We start from the raw sequence: 20,802 nt of genomic DNA on the forward strand, positions 1-20,802 counted from the left end.
ACACCTTCACTTGAACAGTTCGCGGGCAATCACTACCCGCTGCACCTCGGTGGCGCCTTCTCCGAGGCGTTTCACCCTCAGATCGCGAAACCACCGTTCCAGCGGCAGCTCGTCGGAAAGTCCCAGGGCGCCGTGGATCTGGATGCACTTGTCGATTATCTTGTAGGCCACCTCAGTGCCATACATCTTGGCGATGGAGGCGTCGACCTTGACGTCCTTGCCGAGATCGGCGTTCCAGGCAGCCTGATACATCAGCAGCCGGGCCGCCCGGAGTTCCACCTCGGCATCGACCAACATCCAGGCGATGCCCTGCTTGTCGGAGAGCTTGCCGCCGAACACTTCGCGCTCTTTGGCCCATCGGCACGCGGCGTCGAGCGCCTCTTGTGCGATCCCGATCGGGCCGGCCGCGTAGATGATCCGACTGTAGATCAGGAAGTCACTGGCCAGCCTGAACCCGCCACCCTCGGCACCGATCAGATTGGAGGCCGGAAGCCGCACATCGTCGAAGTGCAGCTCGAAGGGTGAAAACGACGCCATCACACCGATGCGGTGCAAGGACATTCCGGGAGTGTCCTTTTCAACGATGAAGCAGGAGATCCCCGCTCGCCCCTCGCCGGTCCTGGCATACACCACTCCCCAGTCGGCGTTCTCTGCGTGTGAGGTCCACATCTTGCTGCCGTTGAGCACGTAGTGGTCGCCATCTCGGACTGCTCTGAGGCTGATCGCACGTGCCGGATCGGAACCGCCGTTCGCCTCGCTGATCGCGGTATAGGCCTTGGTCATCGTGCCGTCGAGAATCGGTTGCGCGAACTTCTCGAACTGTTCGGCCGAGGCTTTGAACATCACGTTGGGCGGATTGCCGCCGAAGGCGCCCAACGCCGGGAAGAACGCTCCCATCCGGCACTTGGCCGCCTCTTCGGCCACCACGACTTGCCCGAGGACGCTCAGACCGGCACCCCCGTACTCCTCTGGTGTCTGCAGCGCCCACAGGCCAAGGCCGCGGGCCTTCTCCTGCAGGGGAATCAGTTGATCGCGGGGCAGGCCCGCCGCATCGTGCGGAAGGGTCGCCTCGAGCGGATGGACCTCTCGCTCCATGAACCGACGCACCGTCTCGCGGAGCATCCGCAACTCTTCGGGCAACTCCCATGAGCCGAGCGGCGGGCCCTCGACGTCGGTGACGGTGTCCACGGTCATCTGTGCCTCAGACCTTCTGACCGAAACGGTGATCCTTGGCGCTCTGCAGTTGCGGCACGTGGTTGGCGTCGTACTGCGCTATCCACTCGTCGGGCAGCTTGCCCCAGGCCTCACCGATCTTGATGCGCGGCGCCTGACTGAACACCTCGGCGGCGACCACGTCACCGACGAAGATGGTGCTCTCCTGCACATCGAGCGAACCGATCACCTTGCATTCGACGTAGCTGTGCGCATCGAGAAGGATCGGAGCGCCGGTGACGCCGGTCTTCGCCCGGAGCTTGCCGATCTTGTCGCCGTCCCGTCCCGAGCTGCCACCGAGGGTCATCAGGATCTCGAGGGAGGCATCGACCTCGTCCTCACCCGCACTGAGCATGTGCATCGCGAAAACCCCTGAGTTCAAGAGCATGTCGTGGGTCATGTTGTACTTCGTCAGGCTCACAGTGGCACGCGGAGCCTCCGGGATGATGCTGGCGGCGCCGGCCGACAGCGACATCAAGCCGTTGGCGAATCCACCGTCGACCGTGGTGATGGCGACCGGGTACGGACGCAAACCGCCCAGAACCTTGTTGGCGGCGTCAGTGTCCACATTCATCGCTGTTCTCCTTTGTGTGTCGGGCAAATGTTGCGTATCGGGCAGATCGTCGTCATCTGGTCGCCGGTGGCGGGACGTCGATGACGACCGCACCTGCCTGGCCTCCACCTGCACACATCGCGGCGACACCGTATCCGCCTCCGCGACGGCGCAGTTCGCCGATCAGTGAGATGATCATGCGAGCCCCGGATGCCGCCACCGGATGCCCGATCGAGCATCCGCTGCCGAGCACGTTGACCACATCCTCGCTGATCCCGAGCTTCTTGCAGGCCGCGACGGGGACGGCGGCGAACGCCTCGTTGATCTCCCACAACGCCACGTCCGATATCCCGATTCCGGCCCGGTCCAAGACCTTCGGGATGACGTCGAGGACCGCAAGGCCGGTGTGCGACGGGTCGATACCAGTTGCCGCCCACGCCTTGACGGTCGCAAGGACGTCGAGTTCCCGGGCTTCGGCGAGATCGGAGCCGACCACCATCACCGCGGCAGCGGCGTCATTGATGCCACTGGAGTTGCCTGCGGTGATCGAGAAGTTCTCGATCTCCGGGTGTAGGGGCTTGAGACCTGCGAGACGTTCCGCGGTCGTGTCGCGGCGCGGATGCTCATCGGTGCTGAACTCCACCGTGCTGCCATCCTGCTGTCGTGCCGAGACCGGCACGATCTCGTCGACGAACGCTCCCGAGTCGATGGCCGCGACGGCCCGCAGATGCGACCGCAGCGCCCACGCATCCATCTCTTCACGGGTCAGGTCGAGTGCTGTCGCGGTGTTCCAGCCCACGGTGATCGACATGTCCTGGTTCGGCGCCTCCGGGCTGTCCGGATGGGTCGGCGGCATCCACCTCTCGGTGAACTCGTCGACGGTCCCCGGCGTCCGGAACGCCTGCAGTGGACCGGTCGAGACGGATTGGGTGCCGCCGGCGATGATGGCGTGTTCGGCGCCCGAGATAACCTGCGCTGCAGCATTTCCGACTGCAGTAAGGCTGCCCGCACAATGTCGGTTGACAGACTGGCCGGGCACCTGGGTCATTCCGGTCACCACTGCCGCATGCCGCGCGACATCGCCACCGCCGTAGTTCGATTCGGCGAGGATGATGTCATCGATCTGTGACGGCTCCAGGCCGGAACGCTGTTGCACCTCGGCGACGACGACTTCGGCGAGCTCCATGGCGGTGGTGTCGCGCAGGGTGCCTTTGAACGAGGTGCCGACCGGGGTACGCGCTCCGGCGACGATGACGGCTTCGATGGTTGACATGATTGAGTACCTTTCGTTCGGGTGCGCGGCTCAGCCGAGCGTGAAGGGGTCACGGGTGGCGCCGCTGAGTTCGACCCACACCGCCTTTGTTTCGGTGAAATCTTTGACCGCGTCAATGCCGTTCTCGCGGCCGATACCGCTGGCACCGACCCCTCCGAAGGGCACGTGCGGAGAGACCGTTCGATAGGAGTTGATCCAGACGGTGCCCGCGCGCAGTTTGCCCGCAACCCGGTGGGCCAGGTGAACGTCCTTGGTCCAGACCGAGCCGGCCAGGCCGAACTCGGTGGAATTCGCGGCCGTGATCGCCTCCTCCTCATCGGTGAACGTCGACACCGCGAGCACCGGACCGAAGATCTCTTCGGTGACCGCCCGCATGCCCGCGGTCACCCCGGTCAGCACCGTCGGCTTGACGAAGTATCCGCCGAGCTCGCCCGCGGGTTCCCCGCCATAGGCGATGGTGGCACCCTGTTCCCGCGCGGAATCGAAGTGTGACAACACTTTCTGGTACTGCGGCGCGTTCGACACCGGCCCCATCTCGGTGCGCGGGTCCTTGGGATCGCCGAGGACGATCGTCGAGGCCCGGGCGACGACCTTCTCGATCAACTCGTCGGCGACACTCTCGTGCACCAGCAACCGTGAGCCCGCGAGGCACGTCTGCCCGGTGGCGGCGAAGATGCCGGAGATGACTCCGTTCGCAGCAGCATCGAGATCCGCGTCGGGAAAGACCACCTGCGCCGATTTGCCACCGAGTTCCAGGGTGAACCGGGTCATGTTGGCGACCGCGGCTTGGCCGACCCGAATCCCAGTCCCGGTCGACCCGGTGAATGCGATCTTGTCGACATCTGGGTGCGAGGCCAGTGCGGCCCCCGTCTCCGGTCCCCAACCGGTGACCACATTGACCACTCCGGGCGGGAATCCCGCCTCCGCGAACAATCTGGCGAAGGCCAGGGTAGATGCCGGGGTGTGATCGCTCGGCTTGATCACAAACGTGCAGCCTGCGGCGAGACCTGCGGCGAGTTTCCAGGACAGCAACAGCAGCGGTGAGTTCCAGGGCGTGATGGCACCGACGACACCCACCGGCTCGTGCGTGGTGTAGACGAGAAAGTTGGGTTTGTCGGTGGGGATGACGGTGCCCTCGAGCTTGTCGGCCATTCCCGCGTAGTAGTAGAAGTACGCGGGCAGTCCGCGCATCTGGCCGGACATCTCGCGCAACAGCTTGCCGCCGTCGCGGACCTCGAGTTCCGCCAGTTCGTCGGCGTCTCGCTCGATCAGCTCTGCCAGACGCCAGATCAGCTTTCCACGCGCAGACGCGGTCAACTCTCCCCACGGACCGGACAGTGCCGCTCGGGCCGCCCGGACCGCACGATCGACATCCGCGGCGCCCGCGTCGGGTACTCGCACCCACGGCTCACCGGTGAATGGGTCGACACTCTCGTAAGTCTTGCCGGACTCGGCTTCCACCTCGTCACCGCCGATGAGCAACGGATAACTGGCGATCTGGTCGGTGAGGGTCTCTGTGCTCACAACAACTCCTTGGGTCAATCGCGGATGGGTCAGCGTAGACGCGGGCTGCGCTTGTTCTTTCGGGAATCGGTGCGCCCCGATCCGGGATTACCGATCTGGGTGTACGACAGCCCCGTGCGCAGCGCGATCGACGGTGTCATGTCCAGTGACTCCCAGATCGCCCGCACAGTCCCCTGAATCGCCTCCGGACGCCGGCCCGCGATCTCGGCCGCGAGTTGCTGGGCGCGCTCCCGAAGTTCGGCTCGCGCCACGACCTCGGTGACGATCCCCGTCCGCAGCGCGCTGTCGGCGGTCATCCTCTCATCGCTCCCGGTCAGCGCCCATCGCAACACCTCGCCGAGCGGAATCCCACGGGCGAGCATGCCCATCGGCTCGAGCGCCGACACGATCCCGGCGTTGGCGTGCGGATCGAAGAAGGTGGTGTCGTCGCTGCAGATGACGATGTCGGACTCGTTGACGAAATACATGGCGCCACCGGCGACCATTCCGTGCAGGGCGCACACCACCGGCTTCCAGACGCGATGCTGTTTGGGTCCCAGCAATACCCCGGGATCTTCCTGGTTGAACCGGTTGATGTGCGTCCACCACGCGCCCTCGCCCACGTCGACACCGGTGCAGAACGCACGGTCGCCGTTGGCCTGCAGAACCGCGACGTGGATGTCGTCCTCGTCGCGGACCCGCTTCCAGATGTCGGCCATCTCGTTCGCCATGGTTTCGTTGAAGCAGTTCAACCGATCTGGCCGGTTGAGCGTGATGGTCGCGACATGCGCGCTGACCACGAACTCAACTGTCTGATAGCTCGTTTCAGGCAATTGCTGCTCGGAAACCTGGGTGGACAACGGAACCTCCGTCGCAGGGGTGAGAAGATCGGAACGAAGCTGCGACTTGGCGATCTTCCCGAGCGAGTTCCGGGGAATGACCTCCACGATCTCCACCTGTTCGGGATACTTGCGCTTGTTCAGGGTCGTGGTCGCGAGGTGGTCGCGAATCGAATCGAGACTCGGGGGCTGGTCCGGATCGCTCGGCACCACCACTGCGCATACCCGCTCCCCCGAGGCGGGGTCGGGCATGCCGATCACGGTGAGATCCGCGATGGCGGGGTCACCGATCAGCGCCTCCTCGACCTCACGGGCCGAAATGTTCTCCATCTTGCGCACGATGATGTCCTTGATGCGTCCGGTGACACACAGTCGACCGGCCGCATTGACGAATCCCAGATCACCGGTACGGAAGAATCCCCGTTCGTCGAGGGCACCGTCATTGTGAGCCGAATCAACGTAGCCCTGGAACAACTGCGGTCCGTGCACACGGATCTCCCCGACCTCCCCGACGGGCAGTTCGGCGCCATCGGCTCCGACGATGCGGACTGCGCCCTGCGGACCCGGCGTCCCCTCGAAGGCCGAATGCTCGGCATCGGTGTCGTCGGGGCTGCCCCAGGTCAGGTAGGGGCACTCGGTCATCCCGTATCCGGAGATGATCCCCACGCCCCCGAGAACCTGCGCCGTCTGCAGGCTCAGCTCCGCCGGCCGGCCGGAACCACCACCGAGTGTGGCGCGCGCCTGTGGGAACAATGGCCGCACCCCGCGGTCGCGCGCAATCCGCAGGTACTCGGTGGTGAAGGGCAGACCGGAGCCGATCAGGGTTGCTCCCTCGGAGATCAATTGATCCGCGTTGTCCTCCGGAACGAACTTCGCCGCGGTGATCAGCGTGTGTCCGACCAGCAGGCTGCTCAGCACATGCGCGATACCACCGACATGTGTGATCGGTACGTATGCGGCGCACCGCTCGTCCTCGGTGACCTGCACGTTGGTGACAAAGGTCTTCGCCGCCGCGATCAGTCCGGCGTCACCGTGCTTGACGCCCTTGGGCGCCGCCGTGGTGCCGGACGTATAGAAGATCCACCTCACCTCGTTGTCGTCACGCTGCGGGCGCGCGGGCAACGTCTCGGGATCGCCCGACATCCAGTCCTGGTCGACGATCAGGGTCCGCAGGCCTTCGACCTGCTGCGCGACAGCGGTCGCCATGGCACCGTAGTCGAAGCCACGAAACTCGTCGGGCACGATGAGCAGTGATGCGCCGACCTGTCCGGCGATGAAGGCGACCTCGCTCTCCCTCAGCATCGGGATGATCGGGTTCTGCACCGCACCCAGCCGGGAGAGCGCCAGCGACAACGCCATCGCTTCGACACTGCTGGGCAGCTGCCACGACACCACGTCACCGGCGCGCACTCCGTGGCCGTGTAGGGCCGCCGCCGTGGTCATCGCGAGGTCGGCCAGCTCGGCAAAGGTGAACCGGCGGCCGTGCTCGTCGACGGCGAACTCTTTCGAGGGACTCAGCTCGACACGCTCAGTGAGCAGTTCCCAGAGATTCGTCGCCCGCGCCATCGTCGGTTGCCGCTGCGTGGACGTCACGACGAGACCCCGGACGCCGAGACCTTCTCCGGTGCAGTACGCAACGACTCCGCGATCTCACGCTTGAGGATCTTGCCGGCCGGGCCGAGCGGGAACTCGGTGCGGAACTCGAACCGCCGCGGCTGCTTGTAGCCGGCGAGCTCGGCACGGCACAGTGCCGTCAGCTCGCCCGCGACCGTATCGGTGTCGATGTCTCCCTTGGGAACCACCACGGCGACCGGCGTCTCACCCCATTCGGGATCCGGGATTCCCACCACCGCAACCATGTCCACGGCGGCATGATGTCCGATCACCCGCTCGATCTCGGCGGGGTAGACGTTGAAGCCCCCGGAGATAATCATGTCGGTCTTGCGGCCGGTGATGTGCAGGTACCGCTCGGCGTCGAGGTACCCGAGGTCACCCGACCATAATCCGGTACTCCGGAAGGTCTGTTTGGTCTGATCGGAGCGGTTCCAATACCCGATCGCATTGGCCTCGCTGACGATCACGACCTCGCCGATCTCTCCGGTCGGGAGCTCGTTGCCGTCGCCGTCCACGATACGGATGGAACACATCGGCGTTTCCTGCCCGCAGGAGGTCAGGATGCTCGTCTTTCCGTCGACCATGTCGCGATGATCCTGAGGCGTGAGAATCGTTGCCTGTCCACCGCATTCGGTGAGCCCATACCGCTGTTGCAGGTCACACCCGAGGAGATCCATCGCCTTCTTCGCCAGTCCGGGCGGAACCGGCGCCGAGCCGTAGCTGATCCGCCGTAGGCTCGACATGTCCCGGTGCGGGCCCTCTTCGAGAAGACGCAGGGTGCGCTGCAGCATCGTGGGGATGAAGGTGGTGAAAGTAATCCCGCTGCGTTCGATCTCGTCGATGACGGCTTCGGGGTCGAAGCGCTTGTGAATCACCATCGTCTGGCCGAGGTAGGTCCAGGACAAGGTCCGGACCATCCCACCCGCCGTGAAGAAGGGTGTCGTCGCGAGGAAAACGTCGCTGCGATTGGCCTCGGTGACCAGGCTCGTGTCCACGGCCTGGGCGAGCATCCCGCGGTGCGTGTTGATCACGCCCTTGGATCGACCCGTGGTCCCGCTGGTATACAGGATGAACTGAATGTCATCAGGCCGCAACGACGCCGGTGTCGGGTCGCTGTCATCGGCTGCCCGCAGTGCCGATTCGTAGTCGATACCGACTGCGTTCCCGCCGATCTCGACAACCGTCTGCAGATCGGCGAGTTCCGGACCGAACCGTTCCACCTGGTCGGTGTGGATCACCGCGGCAATCGCTCCGGAGTCGTCCCGGACATGTGCCAGCTCGTCCGGGGCGAGCCTGATGTTCACGGGAACGGTGACCAGCCCGGCCTTGGCCGCGGCGAAGGTGATCTCCGGCCATTCGATGCAGTTTCGGGCGATGACGGCCACCCGGTCGCCCTTCTTCAGGCCAGCGGCGAGGAGGTGATTGGCCAGTCGGCGCGCACGCTCGTCGACGTCACTCCAGGTGTGGGTCCGCCCGGACTCGATGACGGCGGGCTTGTCCGGGTATCGACGGGCGTTGTTGGTTGAGATGTCGCCTACAAGCACGTTGCCTCACAGGTACTTCAGCGCGAAGGCGCAGCCTTCGCGGATTCGGATGGTTGGTTCAGATCAGAAAAGCGAGGGTGTCCACGGGACCGCCGGCGCTGATCATGTGGACGGTCTTGCTCACGAGCTTGAACCCGCCGGGATGGCGGCGGACCTTGTGGATGACCCGGCCGGCCCAGATGCGCTGGTTGTGGCGGTATTCGAACAGGGCGAAGTTCGATCCAACCGTGACGGTGTCATCGGTGGAGTCGAGAACCTCCATGTTGGTGAGCTGCCGACGCATCACAGACGGCGGGGTCTGCGAGTGCCGGTTCCCTGTGTTGAGTTGCGCTACACGACTCTTGATACGTCGACGGTTGTCGTAGATGTACGACAGATTGACTGCCGGATCGTCGTCGGGATGCATCGGCACCCAGTAAAGTGCGTCGTCGTCCCAGAGCAGCTCCCATTCGGAATAGCGCGCCTCGTCGGCCAGACGAGCCTCGAGGAACAGGAACCCTGCCACCTCGGGGGACGGCGCGGGCAGCGGCTGCAGTGCCGAGGCGAGGACTTCGGTGTCGTCGAGTGTGCTCATTTGCTGATCTCCTGTCCCACAACGCTGGCCCACTGGCGGTAGAAACCACGCTGAGGTGTCTCGGCACTCTTGTCGCTGTTGACGATTCCGGTCTCGTCGGTGATGTCGGTCTCCAGCCCGCGGGACAACCGCAGCCATTCCGGATCCTTGGCGGCCAGTCCGGCCTGGTTGCGCATCCCGATCTCACCGTCGTCGGCGATCAGGAACCCGGCCGGACCCATCGCACCCTCGGAACGGCGCAGGGTCCTCAGATTGAGTTCGTCCTGTCCCGGGATCAGCGCCGCGGTGGTGTATGCGACCGTCTCGTCCGGCCCGATCGGTTCCACGTACATCACGTTCATCTCGGCCAGGAAGAGGTTGGGCCAGATCAGAGTGTGCGGTGGGCCGACGACCAATGAGTCGTGTGCCTTCTCCTCGCCGTACTTCTTCTCCAGTGCGGCAACATATTTGGGCAGCTTCGCCCGTGGCATGCGCCCGTACCAGATGAACTCCTCGTCGAGCTTGCGGTATTCGGCCGAGTAGTCGATCTCAGAGTGGCCGCCACCGATGTCACGCACCACGACGTCAGTCTTTGACGGAATATGGGAGACCTTGGCCGGGCGGATGGCGTCATAGACCGACGCGTGAGTGAACAGCGCGTGGTAACCGTCCACATTGTTCTCGACCACCATTTTCCAGTTGGCATGGTGGAGGTGCTTCATCCAGTTGGCCCGGAGATCGATCTGACCGGTCGGCGACAGGTTGAGAAGACGATCGAAGGCCGCGATCGAGCCACCGAGGTGCTCGGTGAGCGACGGACCGTCGGCGGCCAACGAGGCGAAGATGAAACCGCCGTAGCTGTCGACCCGAGGGGCTTCGGCCATACCGAGCTCGGACCGTACCGCGCGGAACGCCTCGCCGTAACCCTCACGCATCGGGACCGCGGTGAGCGAACCCGTGTTACTGAAGGTCCACCCGTGGTACGGGCAGCGGAACGAGCTCGCGTTTCCCTTCTCGGCGTTGCACAGCTTGTTGGCGCGATGCGAACACCGGTTGAGCAGGACCCGGATCTCTCCGTCCTTGCCGTGGGACACCACGACCGGCTCACTGCCGATACGGCGGGTCAGATAGTCACCGGGCTCGCTGACCTCGCTGTCGTGCGCGACATAGACCCAGCCGGTGCGGAAGATGGTGTCCATCTCACGCTGGAAGATCTCCGGAGACGTGTACACGGAGCCGTGCACACGATCTTCCTGGACGATCTTGGACACGTCGAAGTCACTCGGGGTGGCAGGATTCGAGGTGCCGGGATTCGCCTCAGTGGTTGTCATTGGTGGCCTCCGTATCGGTGGAAGTGATGGTCTGCGCGGCCGGGATCGCCACTCCGGCCAGATATCTGAAGGCGATGTCGACGGCGTCGCCGATCCGCGGTGTACCGGCCGCCGGCTCGACCGTCGTCATGATCAGCCGATGCCCACCGTCGAGTTCGACGTCGACGATCGGGTATGGACCGGTCGCGGTCACGAGTCCGGGCTCCAGTCTGTGCATCGTCGTCGACGAATGGACCACTCCCCTCGGCAGGGTTTCGAGCCAATCGATCTCATCTGATCCACAGTCGTCGCACACTCGTTGCTCGAGGTCGAGCGGCAGCGAACAACCCCCACAGAACGGCAGCACGAGTGCGCCGCGGGAGGCACCGGCATACAACGGTTCGAGGGGATCGCCTGCCACCACCGGAGCCAGCGAATCCGAGAGCAACCAATCGGTCGAGGTGATCATGCCGCACGCTCCAGGATCAACGCGGCGTGGTGATCGATCCGACCGCCGATGCCACCGACCAGTGCGGTCGACGCATGAGGCACCTGTCGCTCGCCGCCGGCTCCGCGCAACTGCACGAGCGCTTCGGCCAACGGGGTCATTCCCTGGAGATAGAACCCCGACAGCTGCCCTCCACCGGTGTTGGTCGGCAAACTGCCGCCGGCAGCGGTGTTCCCGTCGCGGACGAACTTTCCTGCGGGCGCCCCCCCGGTGAGCCCATATTCTTCGAGCAAGATCAGGGTGACGACCGAGAACGGGTCATAGAGCTGAGCGGTGTCCAGGTCGCCACGTGTCATCCCCGCTTCTGCCAGGGCGTCGTCCACGCATCGTCGGCCACCGCCGAACCATGACTCGGAGCCGGATCGCCGATGACGCACCGGATGATCCCGACCGGCTCCCCGAATGTCGACACGAATGTCGTGGCCGATCGACGGATCGGCGCTGACGAGGACGGCGACGGCACCGTTGACCGGGCGTGCACAGTCGAGCCGCCGCAGCGGATCGGAGATCATCGGACTGTCGAGGTAACCCTGGATGTCGAGGGGCGTGCGGATCACCGCATCGGGATTGCCGGTCGCCCAGGCACGCGTCGACGTGGCAACCGCGCAGAGATCGTCGGGCGAACCGTTGCTGACATGCATCCACCGCTGCGTCAGCAGGGCGTAGGTGGGGACCGAGCCCAGGACCCCGCTGGCCCGCTCCAGGCCGCGCGATCCGGACTGTCCGCCGCTCTGCGCATAGGTCGATCCGGCGGCTTTGCCCGCGACGAGGGGCGCGTCTGCGAAGACGCACATGACCGCGCGGGCTGCGCCGGCCTCCACGGCGTAGCGGGCCCGCTGGATCATCGCAACGGTCGTGGCGCCCTTGATCTCCACGTGTTCCAGCAGTCGCACATCGCCGAATCCTCCCGAGGATGCGAAGCCGACACCAAGCCGGTCCGGCCGAATCCCCTGCGAAGAACCGACCAGCAGTCCGTCGACGTCGGACAGTTCGATTCCGGCGTCTGCCACGGCCTCTCGGCAGGCGCGAGAAGCCAGTTCGTGCGGGCTGTGCCCGGGCTTCAGTGACATCGGGGTCATCCCGACGCCCACGATCGACGCGGTCATGAGGTTCTCCCCCGAACCGGCCCCAGGGAGCGGTCGCGCCGCTCGTCCCGGTAGTTACCGACGCGCAGCCAGTCCTCACGATCGTCCGGCGTCGCCAGGCACAGGCTGACGAGCTCGAGGGGTGAGAGAAAGATGTGATCGTCGCTCTCGAGGTCTTCGACGAGCAGCCTGTCCCCGTTGCCGGTCGAATCCAGCGACACACGCACTGCCGCGAACTCGTTGACGAGCGACGCCAGCACGCGTCGATGCACCCGGCGCAGATCCGCGTCGCCGTCTCCCGCGTCCGCACCTTCATGTTCGTGTGTGGTCATAGTCATCGACGACCTGTTCGCCCAACCTCGCTCTGGTGACTTCTCGAAAAGTTGTGACCAACCCTCAGAAGACACTTGCCCTTGCGTTGATCCCGCCTCATAGTCTTATCGTATACAGGTGTCAGAAACAATCCCCCAGTTCCGAGAACTCGGTGGCAGAAATCTGACACTCACCCAGCTCACGGCGCTAAAAGTGCTAAGACTGAACATGCACACAGTGGAAAATTTGGTTAGACAACGGAGGCCCCGACCATGACTGAGACAACGATTTCCGCCCCTGCGGCCGACACCGGCGAGTACCGCAGCATCTGGAGCCACCTCAAAGAACTGGAGTTCCGGCAGGGGTTCGTCGACATCGACGGCGTGCGGACCCGTTTCGCCGAGGCAGGCTCCGCCGACAAACCACACGCCATCCTGTTGCACGGCACCGGCGGCCACTGGGAGACCTTTGCGCCGAACCTGGGACCGCTCTCGGAGCACTACCACTGTGTGGCGATCGACATGGTCGGCAACGGGTTCTCCGACAAACCCGACTACGACTACGAGATCGCCGTCTACGTCCAGCAGGTTCTCGGTGTGATGGAGCACTTCGGGATGACTCGAGCACATCTCATCGGGATGTCACTCGGCGCATGGGTATCGGCCGCGATCGCGGTCGAGCATCCCGAGCGTGTCGACAAGGTGATCCTGATGTCGCCCGCCGGACTGATCGCCACCGCGTCGAACATGGCCCGCATCCGCGCCGAGCGCACCGAAGCCGTCAACAATCCCAGTTGGGAGTCGATGCACAAGGTGTTCGCACACCTGATCGCGGACGAATCCAATCGTCTACCCGACCTCATCGCGCTGCGGCAGGCCATCTACCGACGCGACGACACCCGGAACACGATCGATCACCTGCTGATCCTGCAGGATGCGCAAGCCCGCGACCGCAATCTCATCCCGGAAGACAAATGGGCGACCATCTCTGCGCCCACCATGGTGGTGGCGTCCGGCCAGGACCACGGCGAATACCAGAGCACTGCCCACATCGTCGCCGGGTTGATCCCGAACGCCGAGGTGTTCGAGATGGCCGCCGTCCGGCACTGGCCACACTTCGAGGACCCGGCGGCCTTCAACCCGGCCGCTCTGGAGTTCCTCGGGCGATGACGAACATCGCCCTGCCGGACACAGCGGTCGCCGAGCTCGCGCGCCGCCTGTATGAGGCCGAGAAATCCCGGACCCCGATCCGGCAGATATCGCTGCAGCATCCCGAGATGACCATCGAAGACGCCTATGCCGTACAGCGGGAGTTGGTGCGCCTGAAAGTCGCCGGTGGTGCCGTGGTTCGCGGACGCAAGATCGGACTCACCTCCAAGGTCATGCAACGCGCCGTGTCCATCACCGAACCGGACTACGGTGCACTGCTCGACGACATGTTCTTCGACGACGGCGGAACCGTGCCGGCCGGACGGTTCATCCGCCCCCGTATCGAGGTTGAACTCGCCTTCGTGCTCGGCGACCCGTTGTCCGGCCCCGGGGTGACGCTCTACGACGTGCTCCGGGCGGCGGAGTACGTGACGCCGGCCATCGAGATCCTCGATGCACGGGTACAGATGGCGGACCCGGAAACCGGGCATCTACGCACCATCGTCGACACGATCTGCGACAACGCCGCCGATGCCGGCATCGTTCTCGGCGGCCGGGTGGCACGACCGATGGACGTCGACCTGCGGTGGGTGGCCGCATTGCTGCTGCGCAACGGGTCGATCGAGGATTCGGGCGTTGCGGCGTCGGTGCTGGGCCATCCGGCGAACGGTGTCGCGTGGCTGGCGAACCGGCTTGCTCCGCATGGGGTGTCGTTGCAAGCCGGTGAGGTGATCCTCGCCGGCTCGTTCACCGCGCCGGTGTTCGCCGATCCCGGTGATACCTTCGTCGCGGATTACGGACCGATGGGGACCGTCTCGATCCATTTCGAGAACGAGGCACCACGTGACTAGCGCCGCGGGACCGAACACGTGGGTACAGCAGATCCACGGTGAACGCGCCCAGATCGGGATGTGGATAGCCTCGGGCAACGCATACAGCGCCGAGATCTGCGCGGGCGCCGGTCTCGACTGGCTGATGCTCGACCTCGAGCACGTCCCGAACGACGTCAGATCCACGTTGGCGCAACTACAGACGCTCGCCGCCTACCCGGTGCAGGTTCTCGTGCGTCCGGCATCCGCTGACCCGATCGCGATCAAGCAACTCCTCGACATCGGTGCGACGAATCTGATCATCCCGATGGTCGAATCCGCCGACGAGGCGAGGGCCATGGTCGCCGCGACCCGCTACCCGCCCGAGGGCATTCGCGGAGTCGGCAGCGCACTCGCCCGAGCCTCGCGATGGAACCGGATTTCTGACTATCTGGTCACCGCAGACGACAGCCTGTCACTCACGGTTCAGGTGGAATCCGCCGCCGCGCTCGCCCAACTCGACGAGATCGTCGCGGTCGACGGGATCGATGCCGTGTTCATCGGACCGGCCGATCTCGCAGCGTCGCTCGGCCACCTGGGCAAGCCCGAGCATCCCACGGTGGTGGCCGCGATCGAGCAAGCGTTATCGCAGATCAAGGCCGCAGGCAAGGCGGCAGGCGTCAACGCGTTCAATCCCGCCCTGGTGGACCGCTACATCGCGGCGGGAGCCTCGTTCGTCTTGGTCGGAGCCGATGTCACGGTGCTCGCGCGGGGCAGCGAGGCCCTGGCCGCACGCTTCATCCCGCAACCCGGCACAAGCTGATACTTGACTCTTCGCGGATTAAATCTGACAATAGTGTCACTACAGGAGCGGATCTCGCCCCGCACGACGATGGAAGGCCTCCACATGGATTTGGACTTCAGCCCCGAACAGGTGGAGTTCCGGGACGAGGTGCGCACATGGCTTGAGGAGAACAAGCCGTCCGAGCCCCGCCCGCGCGACGCCGACGGCATCCGGGAGTACGACACCGCCTGGCAACGCACCCAGTGGGACGGCGGCTGGGCGGGCATCGCCTGGCCGAAGGAATACGGCGGCGGCGGTTTGACCCTGGTTCAGCAACTGATCTGGTACGAGGAGTATGCAGCCCAGGGATTTCCGGGGATCGACGCGAACTTCGTCGGTCTGTCCCATGCCGGTCCGACCCTGATCACCCGGGCCGACGAGGCGCAGAAGGACTTCCACCTTCCCAAGATCCTGCGCGGTGAGGCGATCTGGTGCCAGGGATTCTCCGAACCCGAGGCCGGCTCCGACCTCGCCTCGCTACGCGCCAGGGCGGTCATCGACGGCGATGATCTGGTGGTCAACGGGCAGAAGATCTGGACCAGTTTCGCCACCATCGCCGACTACCAGGAGCTCCTGGTCCGGACCGACAACACCGGCTCCAAGCACCAGGGCATCACGTGGATCGTGTGCGACATGACCACACCTGGCATAGAGATCCGCCCGATCGAGACCATCGAGGGCGGCGCCGAGTTCTGCGAGGTGTTCTACGACGACGTCCGAATCCCGCTGTCCAACGTCGTAGGTGAGATCAACGACGGATGGAGCGTCGCGATGTCGACGCTGTCGTTCGAACGGGGCACCGCATTCACGGCCAATCAGGTCCGCCTGGCCAAGGTGGTCGAAGACCTGATCGACTTCTCGCGCGATCACGTCGGGCCGGACGGACGCCGCCCGGCGATCGCGGATGACGAAATCGCCCGGAGATTGGCCCGGGCCCGGGCCGCAGTGACGTCACTGCGCGCCATGACCTACGTCGGCGTCTGCCGCAGTATGCAGACCGACACCCCCGGACCCAAGGGATCGATGCTCAAGCTGTTCTATGCAGATCTGGCCAAACAGGTCGCGGAGCTGGCGATGGACATCATCGGGGTCGATGCCCTGCGCAGTACTTCCCGATGGGACAAGAACGGCTGGGTGGGCAACTATCTGTACGCATTCTCCCAGTCCATCGGCGGCGGTACCTCCGAGATCCAACGAAACATCGTCGGCGACCGGGTACTCGGACTCCCACGCTGAAGGAAAGAAGCACACCATGAACCTGCTCCCCTCTGACGATCAGCTCGAACTGGTCGCGGCAGCCGCGGACTTCATCAGTTCCCGACCACCCGTCACCGCGATCCGCGAACATCGCGATGAGAGCACACTGGTGGACAAGGACGTCTGGCGCGAAGGCGCCGAACTGGGCCTGCTCACGCTCGCCCTTGATGAGCGATTCGGCGGATCCGGACAGTCCATCGATGACGAGGTCATGCTCTTCATGGAACTCGCAAAGCATCTGGCCATCGGCCCGTTCCTCGCTTCCACACTGGCCGCACGCATCGCGGCCGGCGACGGCAAGAGCGAGCTCGTCGCTCAGATCGCGGCCGGCACCGCGATGGTCGGACTCGCCGAATTGCGCGGCGACGGCGAGATCGGTTCGGACGGCTTCAAGGGGTCCTTCGATCTGCTGGATTGCGCCGGCAGCAGTCACGCGCTGCTGGTGACCAGAGACGGTGCCGCACTGGCCGAGCTCGGAGAGTTCGGTGATATCACTGCAGTCGAATCCGTCGACCCCGCAACGCGCCTGGCCATCGCCACGGTGACGTCCGGACGGGTCGTCGCGTGGCTGCCGGCAGAGACCGAGTGGATCTGGGGCCGGGCACAGATTCTGGCGTCTGCGTATCTCGCCGGGCTGGCCGAGGCCATCACCCAGGTCTGCACCGAACACGCCAAGACACGCGAACAATTCGGACGGCCGATCGGCGTCCACCAGGCGATCAAGCACGCGGTCGTCGACATGGCCGTTCGTGCCGAATCTGCTTCGGCCCAAACACTTTTCGCGGCAGCGGCCCTGAAGGCCGATCGCCCCGACACCGAGTTCCAGATCCTGGCGGCCAAGACGGTTGCGGGTCAGGCTGCCCTGTCCAACGGCAGCGGCAGTATTCAGGTGCACGGAGGGATGGGTTATACCTACGAGCACGACGCCCACCTGTATCTCAAGCGGGCCATCGTCTACAAGAACCTGTTCGCCGGTGCGTCCGAGGTTCTCGCCGATCTTCTCGAGTTGGAGGCCGCCCAGTGAGTCGCAAGGTTGCCATCGCCGGGGTCGCGCTGTCCGATGTGGGCAAGGTGGACGACAAAAATGCCTATGAACTGATGGCGCAGGCCAGTCGGCGGGCCTTGGCTCAGACAGGACTGACGCCTTCCGACATCGACGGTCTCGCATCGACGAGTCAGGGCACGCTGCCCCCCACCGATGTCGGCGAGTACCTCGGCATCAAGCCGAGGTGGATCGACTCGACCTCTGTCGGTGGCGCCTCGTGGGAGGTGATGGTCTCCCATGCCACCGATGCGATCGCCGCGGGTCATGCCGACGTGGTCCTGCTCACGTACGGATCCACGGCACGCGCCGACATCCGAAAGGGATTGCGCGGCGCCAACATCAACTGGGGTGCACGTGGCCCCCTGCAGTGGGATGCCCCCTATGGGCACACCCTCATCTCGAAGTACGCCATGGCCGCCCGCCGACACATGCACCAGTATGGGACAACGATCGAGCAGTTGGCCGAGGTCGCGGTGTCGGCCAGATTCAATGCCGCAGACAATCCCGAAGCGATGTACCGGGATCCGATCACGATCGATGATGTCGTCTCCGGCCCGATGATCGCCGACCCATTCACCAAGTTGCACTGCTGCATCCGCTCGGACGGCGGGGCTGCGGTGATCCTCGTGGCCGAGGACCGAGTGCCCGATCTCAAGTCGCCGCCGGTATGGGTGCTCGGCTCGGCCGACGCCACCTCCCACATGCTGACCAGTCAGTGGGATGACATGACGGTGGGGCCCGCCGCGATCACCGGCCCTCTCGCGTTCGAGCGGGCCGGTCTGAAACCGTCCGATGTGGATGTAGCCGAGATCTACGACGCGTTCACCTACATGCTGCTGTTGACCATCGAGGACCTCGGTTTCTGCGAGAAAGGCGAGGGAGGGGCATTTGTCGCCAAGCAGAGTCTTCGGCTCGGAGGCGAGCTGCCGACCAATACCGACGGAGGCGGACTGTCGGCGTGTCACCCCGGCCAGCGTGGACTCTTCCTCCTCGTCGAAGCAGCGCGGCAACTGCGCGGTGAGTGCGGCCCGCGCCAGGTTTCGGATGCAAGGATCGCGTGTGTCAGCGGGACCGGCGGCTGGTTCTGCTCGAGCGGGACGGTGCTGCTCGGCTCGGAGAAGCCGTGACACCCCGGCCGCGGTCGGGCACGATCCGACCACCCTTGGCCGACACATTCGCGAACACGCGCGAACTACTGGACGCAGCCGCCCGCGTGCACGGTGACCGGGACGCGTACGTCGAACCCGGCTCGCGGATCTCGTTTGCTCAGTGGGTGTCACACGCCCGGTCCGTCGCCGGCCACTTCGCCGGCGCCGGAGTCGGCAAAGGCGATGTGGTGACGCTCCTGCTCCCCTCGGGAATCGACTACGCCATCTGTTACGCGGCCGCGGCCATGCTGGGCGCCGTCACGACCGGAGTGAACCCGCGACTCGGTCCGACCGAGACCACATCCATCCTGAACACTTCATCGCCCGCCCTGGTGGTGCACGGACCTTCCCAGCTCCCGCCGGAATCGACTGCGCAGCGCCTGACTGTGTGCATCGACGAGTTACGGTCCTCGTACCACGAGGTCAACGACCTTCCGACCGTCGACGTCGACCGTCGCGACCCCGTCGCGATCATCTTCAGCAGTGGCACCACCGGGCTACCCAAGGGCGCCTGGTTCGACGCCGACAATCTCGCCGCGTCTGCACAGGCCGCAGGCATAATGAGTGCGGCATACGACCGGCGGATGACCTCCACCCCCTTCTCGCACGCCGGCTACATGTCGAAGCTCTGGGACCAATTACTCTGGGGCACAGCGATCGTCATCCCGCCTGCGCCGTGGACAGCGACCGGGATGGCGCGCACGCTCATCGACGAGCGTGTCACCGTCGGCGGCGGGGTACCCACCCAGTGGGCCAAGCTGCTCGAACTGCCCGGCCTCGATCGCCATTCCTTCCCCGAACTCCGGGTCGGTGTGGTCGCCACCGCTCCGGCCTCACCCGACCTGGTTCGGCGCACCGCCGACCTGATCGGCGTACCACTGGTGGTCCGGTACGCGATGACCGAGTCGCCGACGGTCTGTGGAACCGAACCCGACGATCCGCCCGAGGTCCAGTTCCGCACGGTCGGTCGTCCTCAGTACGGAATGACCGTCGAGGTCGTCGACAGCAACGGGATCGTGCTCTCACCCGGGATGGTGGGACGGGTACGCATCAAGGGCGGTTGCGTGATGCGCGGGTACTGGCACGATCCCGACTTGACCTCCACCGCTTTTGATTCCGAGAGGTTCCTGGTCACCGGTGACCTCGGCCTGATCACCACGGACGGAAACCTCAAGCTGGTGGGGAGAGCTGGGGACATGTACATCCGCGGCGGCTTCAACGTGCATCCCGTCGAAGTCGAACAGGTCATCGCCGGCCACCCGGCGATTGCGGAAGCCGCGGTCGTCGGGCACGCCGCTCCTGTGATCGGAGAGATCGGAGTCGCCTTTGTGGTTCCCGTCGACCCCGCTGCGCCACCAACGCTCGCCGAAGTGCGGGACTGGACGCGATCACTGTTGGCCGACTACAAGGCTCCAGATCACCTGGTCGTGGTCGAGACGATCCCCCAGACAGCGATGGCGAAAACGGATCGCAAGCGGCTTCGTGAACTGGCCGAAACACTTCCCCCGTCACGACGCACATGACTGCGGCGGTCGATCACCTGGTCAACCTGCGCGACGTCGCCGGCCTCCCGCTGACCGGAGGCGGACTGACCGCATCCGGGGTCCTGTATCGCAGCGACGCGCCCCATGTCGGCGACAGTCTGCCCACTCACGTGGCGTCCTGGCCGCCATCCACGGTCGTGGACCTGCGCTCGAAGAAAGAGCGTGAGCGTACCGGATTCGATTGGGACAAAGGCACCGTCGTGCACGCACTACCCCTCCACGACGCGGCCGCACCCGGCGACGTCCGACCCCCGGACCTGACGGCACTGTACCTGACAACGCTCGAGACGAAGGCCAGTCGAGCCGCGCACGTTCTCCAGATCGCGGCAGCTGCCGCCGGACCGGTCCTCGTGCACTGCACTGCGGGCAAGGACCGCACCGGCGTGATGGTGGCAGCACTGCTGCTCGCTGCCGGCGTCGAGCCGGCGGCGGTCCGAGAAGACTATCTCGCCACCACCGCGAACATGGAACTGCTTCGGCGACGATGGAAGGCGAAGGGCCCCCGGCTCGCTCCCGCGATTCGATTGCCACGCAGCTGGCTGACCACCTCGCCGGAGGCCATCGACGAGGTGATCGGCCATCTCCTCTCCTGGCCCGGCGGTGTGCACGGATGGTTCACCGACGCCGGGGCAACCGAGACAGACCTACGCAGCTGGCGACGCCGACTCACCCGACCCGACGGGTCATGATCAGTCCATCAC

At 65.1% G+C, this 20,802-nt stretch carries 19 protein-coding genes and 1 pseudogene; 8 read left to right on the top strand and 12 right to left on the bottom strand.

The window, feature by feature from the left end; translation table 11 throughout:
* Positions 1-6: 6 nt before the first annotated feature.
* The 12 genes and pseudogenes from D7316_RS10395 to D7316_RS10445 form a co-directional block, all read right to left on the bottom strand.
* On the bottom strand, positions 7-1,194 hold the full coding sequence (locus D7316_RS10395) for an acyl-CoA dehydrogenase family protein (protein ID WP_005199516.1): 1,188 nt from the start codon (positions 1,192-1,194) through the stop codon (positions 7-9).
* Positions 1,195-1,201: 7 nt separating this feature from the next.
* Positions 1,202-1,786 carry a flavin reductase family protein gene (locus tag D7316_RS10400; protein WP_124708206.1) on the bottom strand — a complete coding sequence of 195 codons (585 nt, stop codon included), beginning with the start codon at positions 1,784-1,786 and terminating at the stop codon, positions 1,202-1,204.
* 52 nt (positions 1,787-1,838) lie between these two features.
* Entirely contained in the window at positions 1,839-3,038 is a 1,200-nt protein-coding gene (locus D7316_RS10405) for a thiolase family protein (protein ID WP_124708207.1), read from the bottom strand.
* 30 nt (positions 3,039-3,068) lie between these two features.
* Complete coding sequence (locus tag D7316_RS10410; protein ID WP_085950799.1) at positions 3,069-4,535, bottom strand: aldehyde dehydrogenase; 1,467 nt, start codon at positions 4,533-4,535, stop codon at positions 3,069-3,071.
* A 56-nt stretch (positions 4,536-4,591) separates the two neighbouring features.
* Positions 4,592-5,374 (bottom strand): enoyl-CoA hydratase/isomerase family protein, encoded by a 783-nt coding sequence (locus D7316_RS27425; RefSeq protein WP_232017167.1) that lies wholly within the window; start codon positions 5,372-5,374, stop codon positions 4,592-4,594.
* 93 nt (positions 5,375-5,467) lie between these two features.
* Positions 5,468-6,946 (bottom strand): annotated as a pseudogene (locus D7316_RS27430) (class I adenylate-forming enzyme family protein); the annotation flags it as partial.
* A gap of 23 nt (positions 6,947-6,969) precedes the next feature.
* Positions 6,970-8,538, bottom strand: coding sequence for a class I adenylate-forming enzyme family protein (locus tag D7316_RS10420; RefSeq protein ID WP_124708208.1), 1,569 nt, complete (start codon positions 8,536-8,538; stop codon positions 6,970-6,972).
* Positions 8,539-8,596: 58 nt separating this feature from the next.
* Positions 8,597-9,112, bottom strand: a complete 516-nt coding sequence (locus D7316_RS10425) for an aromatic-ring-hydroxylating dioxygenase subunit beta (protein ID WP_119032204.1) — start codon at positions 9,110-9,112, stop codon at positions 8,597-8,599.
* Complete coding sequence (locus tag D7316_RS10430) at positions 9,109-10,422, bottom strand: aromatic ring-hydroxylating oxygenase subunit alpha (protein WP_197718213.1); 1,314 nt, start codon at positions 10,420-10,422, stop codon at positions 9,109-9,111. The genes D7316_RS10425 and D7316_RS10430 overlap by 4 nt, the downstream gene beginning before the upstream one ends.
* Positions 10,409-10,870 (bottom strand): Zn-ribbon domain-containing OB-fold protein, encoded by a 462-nt coding sequence (locus D7316_RS10435; protein ID WP_005199524.1) that lies wholly within the window; start codon positions 10,868-10,870, stop codon positions 10,409-10,411. The genes D7316_RS10430 and D7316_RS10435 overlap by 14 nt, the downstream gene beginning before the upstream one ends.
* Positions 10,867-12,015: a thiolase family protein gene (locus tag D7316_RS10440; protein ID WP_005199525.1), complete on the bottom strand. Its 1,149-nt coding sequence runs from the start codon at positions 12,013-12,015 to the stop codon at positions 10,867-10,869. Before D7316_RS10440 ends, D7316_RS10435 begins: the two co-directional genes overlap by 4 nt.
* On the bottom strand, positions 12,012-12,326 hold the full coding sequence (locus D7316_RS10445) for a hypothetical protein (protein WP_005199527.1): 315 nt from the start codon (positions 12,324-12,326) through the stop codon (positions 12,012-12,014). The genes D7316_RS10440 and D7316_RS10445 overlap by 4 nt, the downstream gene beginning before the upstream one ends.
* Positions 12,327-12,578: 252 nt before the next feature.
* On the opposite strand from D7316_RS10445, the gene D7316_RS10450 reads away from it, so the two are divergent.
* The 8 genes from D7316_RS10450 to D7316_RS10485 all read left to right on the top strand — a co-directional run bounded on the left by D7316_RS10450 (position 12,579) and on the right by D7316_RS10485 (position 20,790).
* Positions 12,579-13,475: an alpha/beta fold hydrolase gene (locus D7316_RS10450; protein ID WP_005199528.1), complete on the top strand. Its 897-nt coding sequence runs from the start codon at positions 12,579-12,581 to the stop codon at positions 13,473-13,475.
* Entirely contained in the window at positions 13,472-14,305 is an 834-nt protein-coding gene (gene hpaH, locus D7316_RS10455) for a 2-oxo-hept-4-ene-1,7-dioate hydratase (protein WP_005199529.1), read from the top strand. Before D7316_RS10450 ends, hpaH begins: the two co-directional genes overlap by 4 nt.
* 58 nt (positions 14,306-14,363) lie before the next feature.
* Positions 14,364-15,086 (top strand): aldolase/citrate lyase family protein, encoded by a 723-nt coding sequence (locus D7316_RS10460; protein ID WP_119033734.1) that lies wholly within the window; start codon positions 14,364-14,366, stop codon positions 15,084-15,086.
* An 84-nt stretch (positions 15,087-15,170) separates the two neighbouring features.
* Positions 15,171-16,343: an acyl-CoA dehydrogenase family protein gene (locus D7316_RS10465; RefSeq protein WP_124708209.1), complete on the top strand. Its 1,173-nt coding sequence runs from the start codon at positions 15,171-15,173 to the stop codon at positions 16,341-16,343.
* A gap of 16 nt (positions 16,344-16,359) precedes the next feature.
* Positions 16,360-17,388 carry an acyl-CoA dehydrogenase family protein gene (locus D7316_RS10470; protein WP_124708210.1) on the top strand — a complete coding sequence of 343 codons (1,029 nt, stop codon included), beginning with the start codon at positions 16,360-16,362 and terminating at the stop codon, positions 17,386-17,388.
* The gene (locus D7316_RS10475) at positions 17,385-18,536 is read left to right on the top strand and encodes an acetyl-CoA acetyltransferase (protein WP_005199533.1); all 1,152 of its coding nucleotides are present in this window, start codon (positions 17,385-17,387) and stop codon (positions 18,534-18,536) included. The genes D7316_RS10470 and D7316_RS10475 overlap by 4 nt, the downstream gene beginning before the upstream one ends.
* A gap of 35 nt (positions 18,537-18,571) precedes the next feature.
* The gene (locus D7316_RS10480) at positions 18,572-20,080 is read left to right on the top strand and encodes a class I adenylate-forming enzyme family protein (RefSeq protein ID WP_174718269.1); all 1,509 of its coding nucleotides are present in this window, start codon (positions 18,572-18,574) and stop codon (positions 20,078-20,080) included.
* A complete protein-coding gene (locus D7316_RS10485; protein WP_119032208.1) occupies positions 20,077-20,790 on the top strand; it encodes a tyrosine-protein phosphatase in 714 nt (237 codons plus the stop codon). The genes D7316_RS10480 and D7316_RS10485 overlap by 4 nt, the downstream gene beginning before the upstream one ends.
* The last annotated feature ends 12 nt before the right edge of the window (positions 20,791-20,802 follow it).

It is taken from the genome of Gordonia insulae (genome assembly GCF_003855095.1).
Lineage (GTDB): Bacteria > Actinomycetota > Actinomycetes > Mycobacteriales > Mycobacteriaceae > Gordonia > Gordonia insulae.

Excerpts from the sequence above, each read along its gene's own strand:
- hpaH (WP_005199529.1), top strand. The coding sequence starts at position 13,472 with ATGACGAACATCGCCCTGCCGGACACAGCGGTCGCCGAGCTCGCGCGC.
- D7316_RS10430 (WP_197718213.1), bottom strand. The coding sequence starts at position 10,422 with ATGACAACCACTGAGGCGAATCCCGGCACCTCGAATCCTGCCACCCCG.
- D7316_RS10465 (WP_124708209.1), top strand. The coding sequence starts at position 15,171 with ATGGATTTGGACTTCAGCCCCGAACAGGTGGAGTTCCGGGACGAGGTG.
- D7316_RS10400 (WP_124708206.1), bottom strand. The coding sequence starts at position 1,786 with ATGAATGTGGACACTGACGCCGCCAACAAGGTTCTGGGCGGTTTGCGT.
- D7316_RS10445 (WP_005199527.1), bottom strand. The coding sequence starts at position 12,326 with ATGACCACACACGAACATGAAGGTGCGGACGCGGGAGACGGCGACGCG.
- D7316_RS10435 (WP_005199524.1), bottom strand. The coding sequence starts at position 10,870 with ATGATCACCTCGACCGATTGGTTGCTCTCGGATTCGCTGGCTCCGGTG.
- D7316_RS10485 (WP_119032208.1), top strand. The coding sequence starts at position 20,077 with ATGACTGCGGCGGTCGATCACCTGGTCAACCTGCGCGACGTCGCCGGC.
- D7316_RS10425 (WP_119032204.1), bottom strand. The coding sequence starts at position 9,112 with ATGAGCACACTCGACGACACCGAAGTCCTCGCCTCGGCACTGCAGCCG.
- D7316_RS10395 (WP_005199516.1), bottom strand. The coding sequence starts at position 1,194 with ATGACCGTGGACACCGTCACCGACGTCGAGGGCCCGCCGCTCGGCTCA.
- D7316_RS10460 (WP_119033734.1), top strand. The coding sequence starts at position 14,364 with ATGTGGATAGCCTCGGGCAACGCATACAGCGCCGAGATCTGCGCGGGC.
- D7316_RS10405 (WP_124708207.1), bottom strand. The coding sequence starts at position 3,038 with ATGTCAACCATCGAAGCCGTCATCGTCGCCGGAGCGCGTACCCCGGTC.
- D7316_RS10440 (WP_005199525.1), bottom strand. The coding sequence starts at position 12,015 with ATGACCGCGTCGATCGTGGGCGTCGGGATGACCCCGATGTCACTGAAG.
- D7316_RS10470 (WP_124708210.1), top strand. The coding sequence starts at position 16,360 with ATGAACCTGCTCCCCTCTGACGATCAGCTCGAACTGGTCGCGGCAGCC.
- D7316_RS10450 (WP_005199528.1), top strand. The coding sequence starts at position 12,579 with ATGACTGAGACAACGATTTCCGCCCCTGCGGCCGACACCGGCGAGTAC.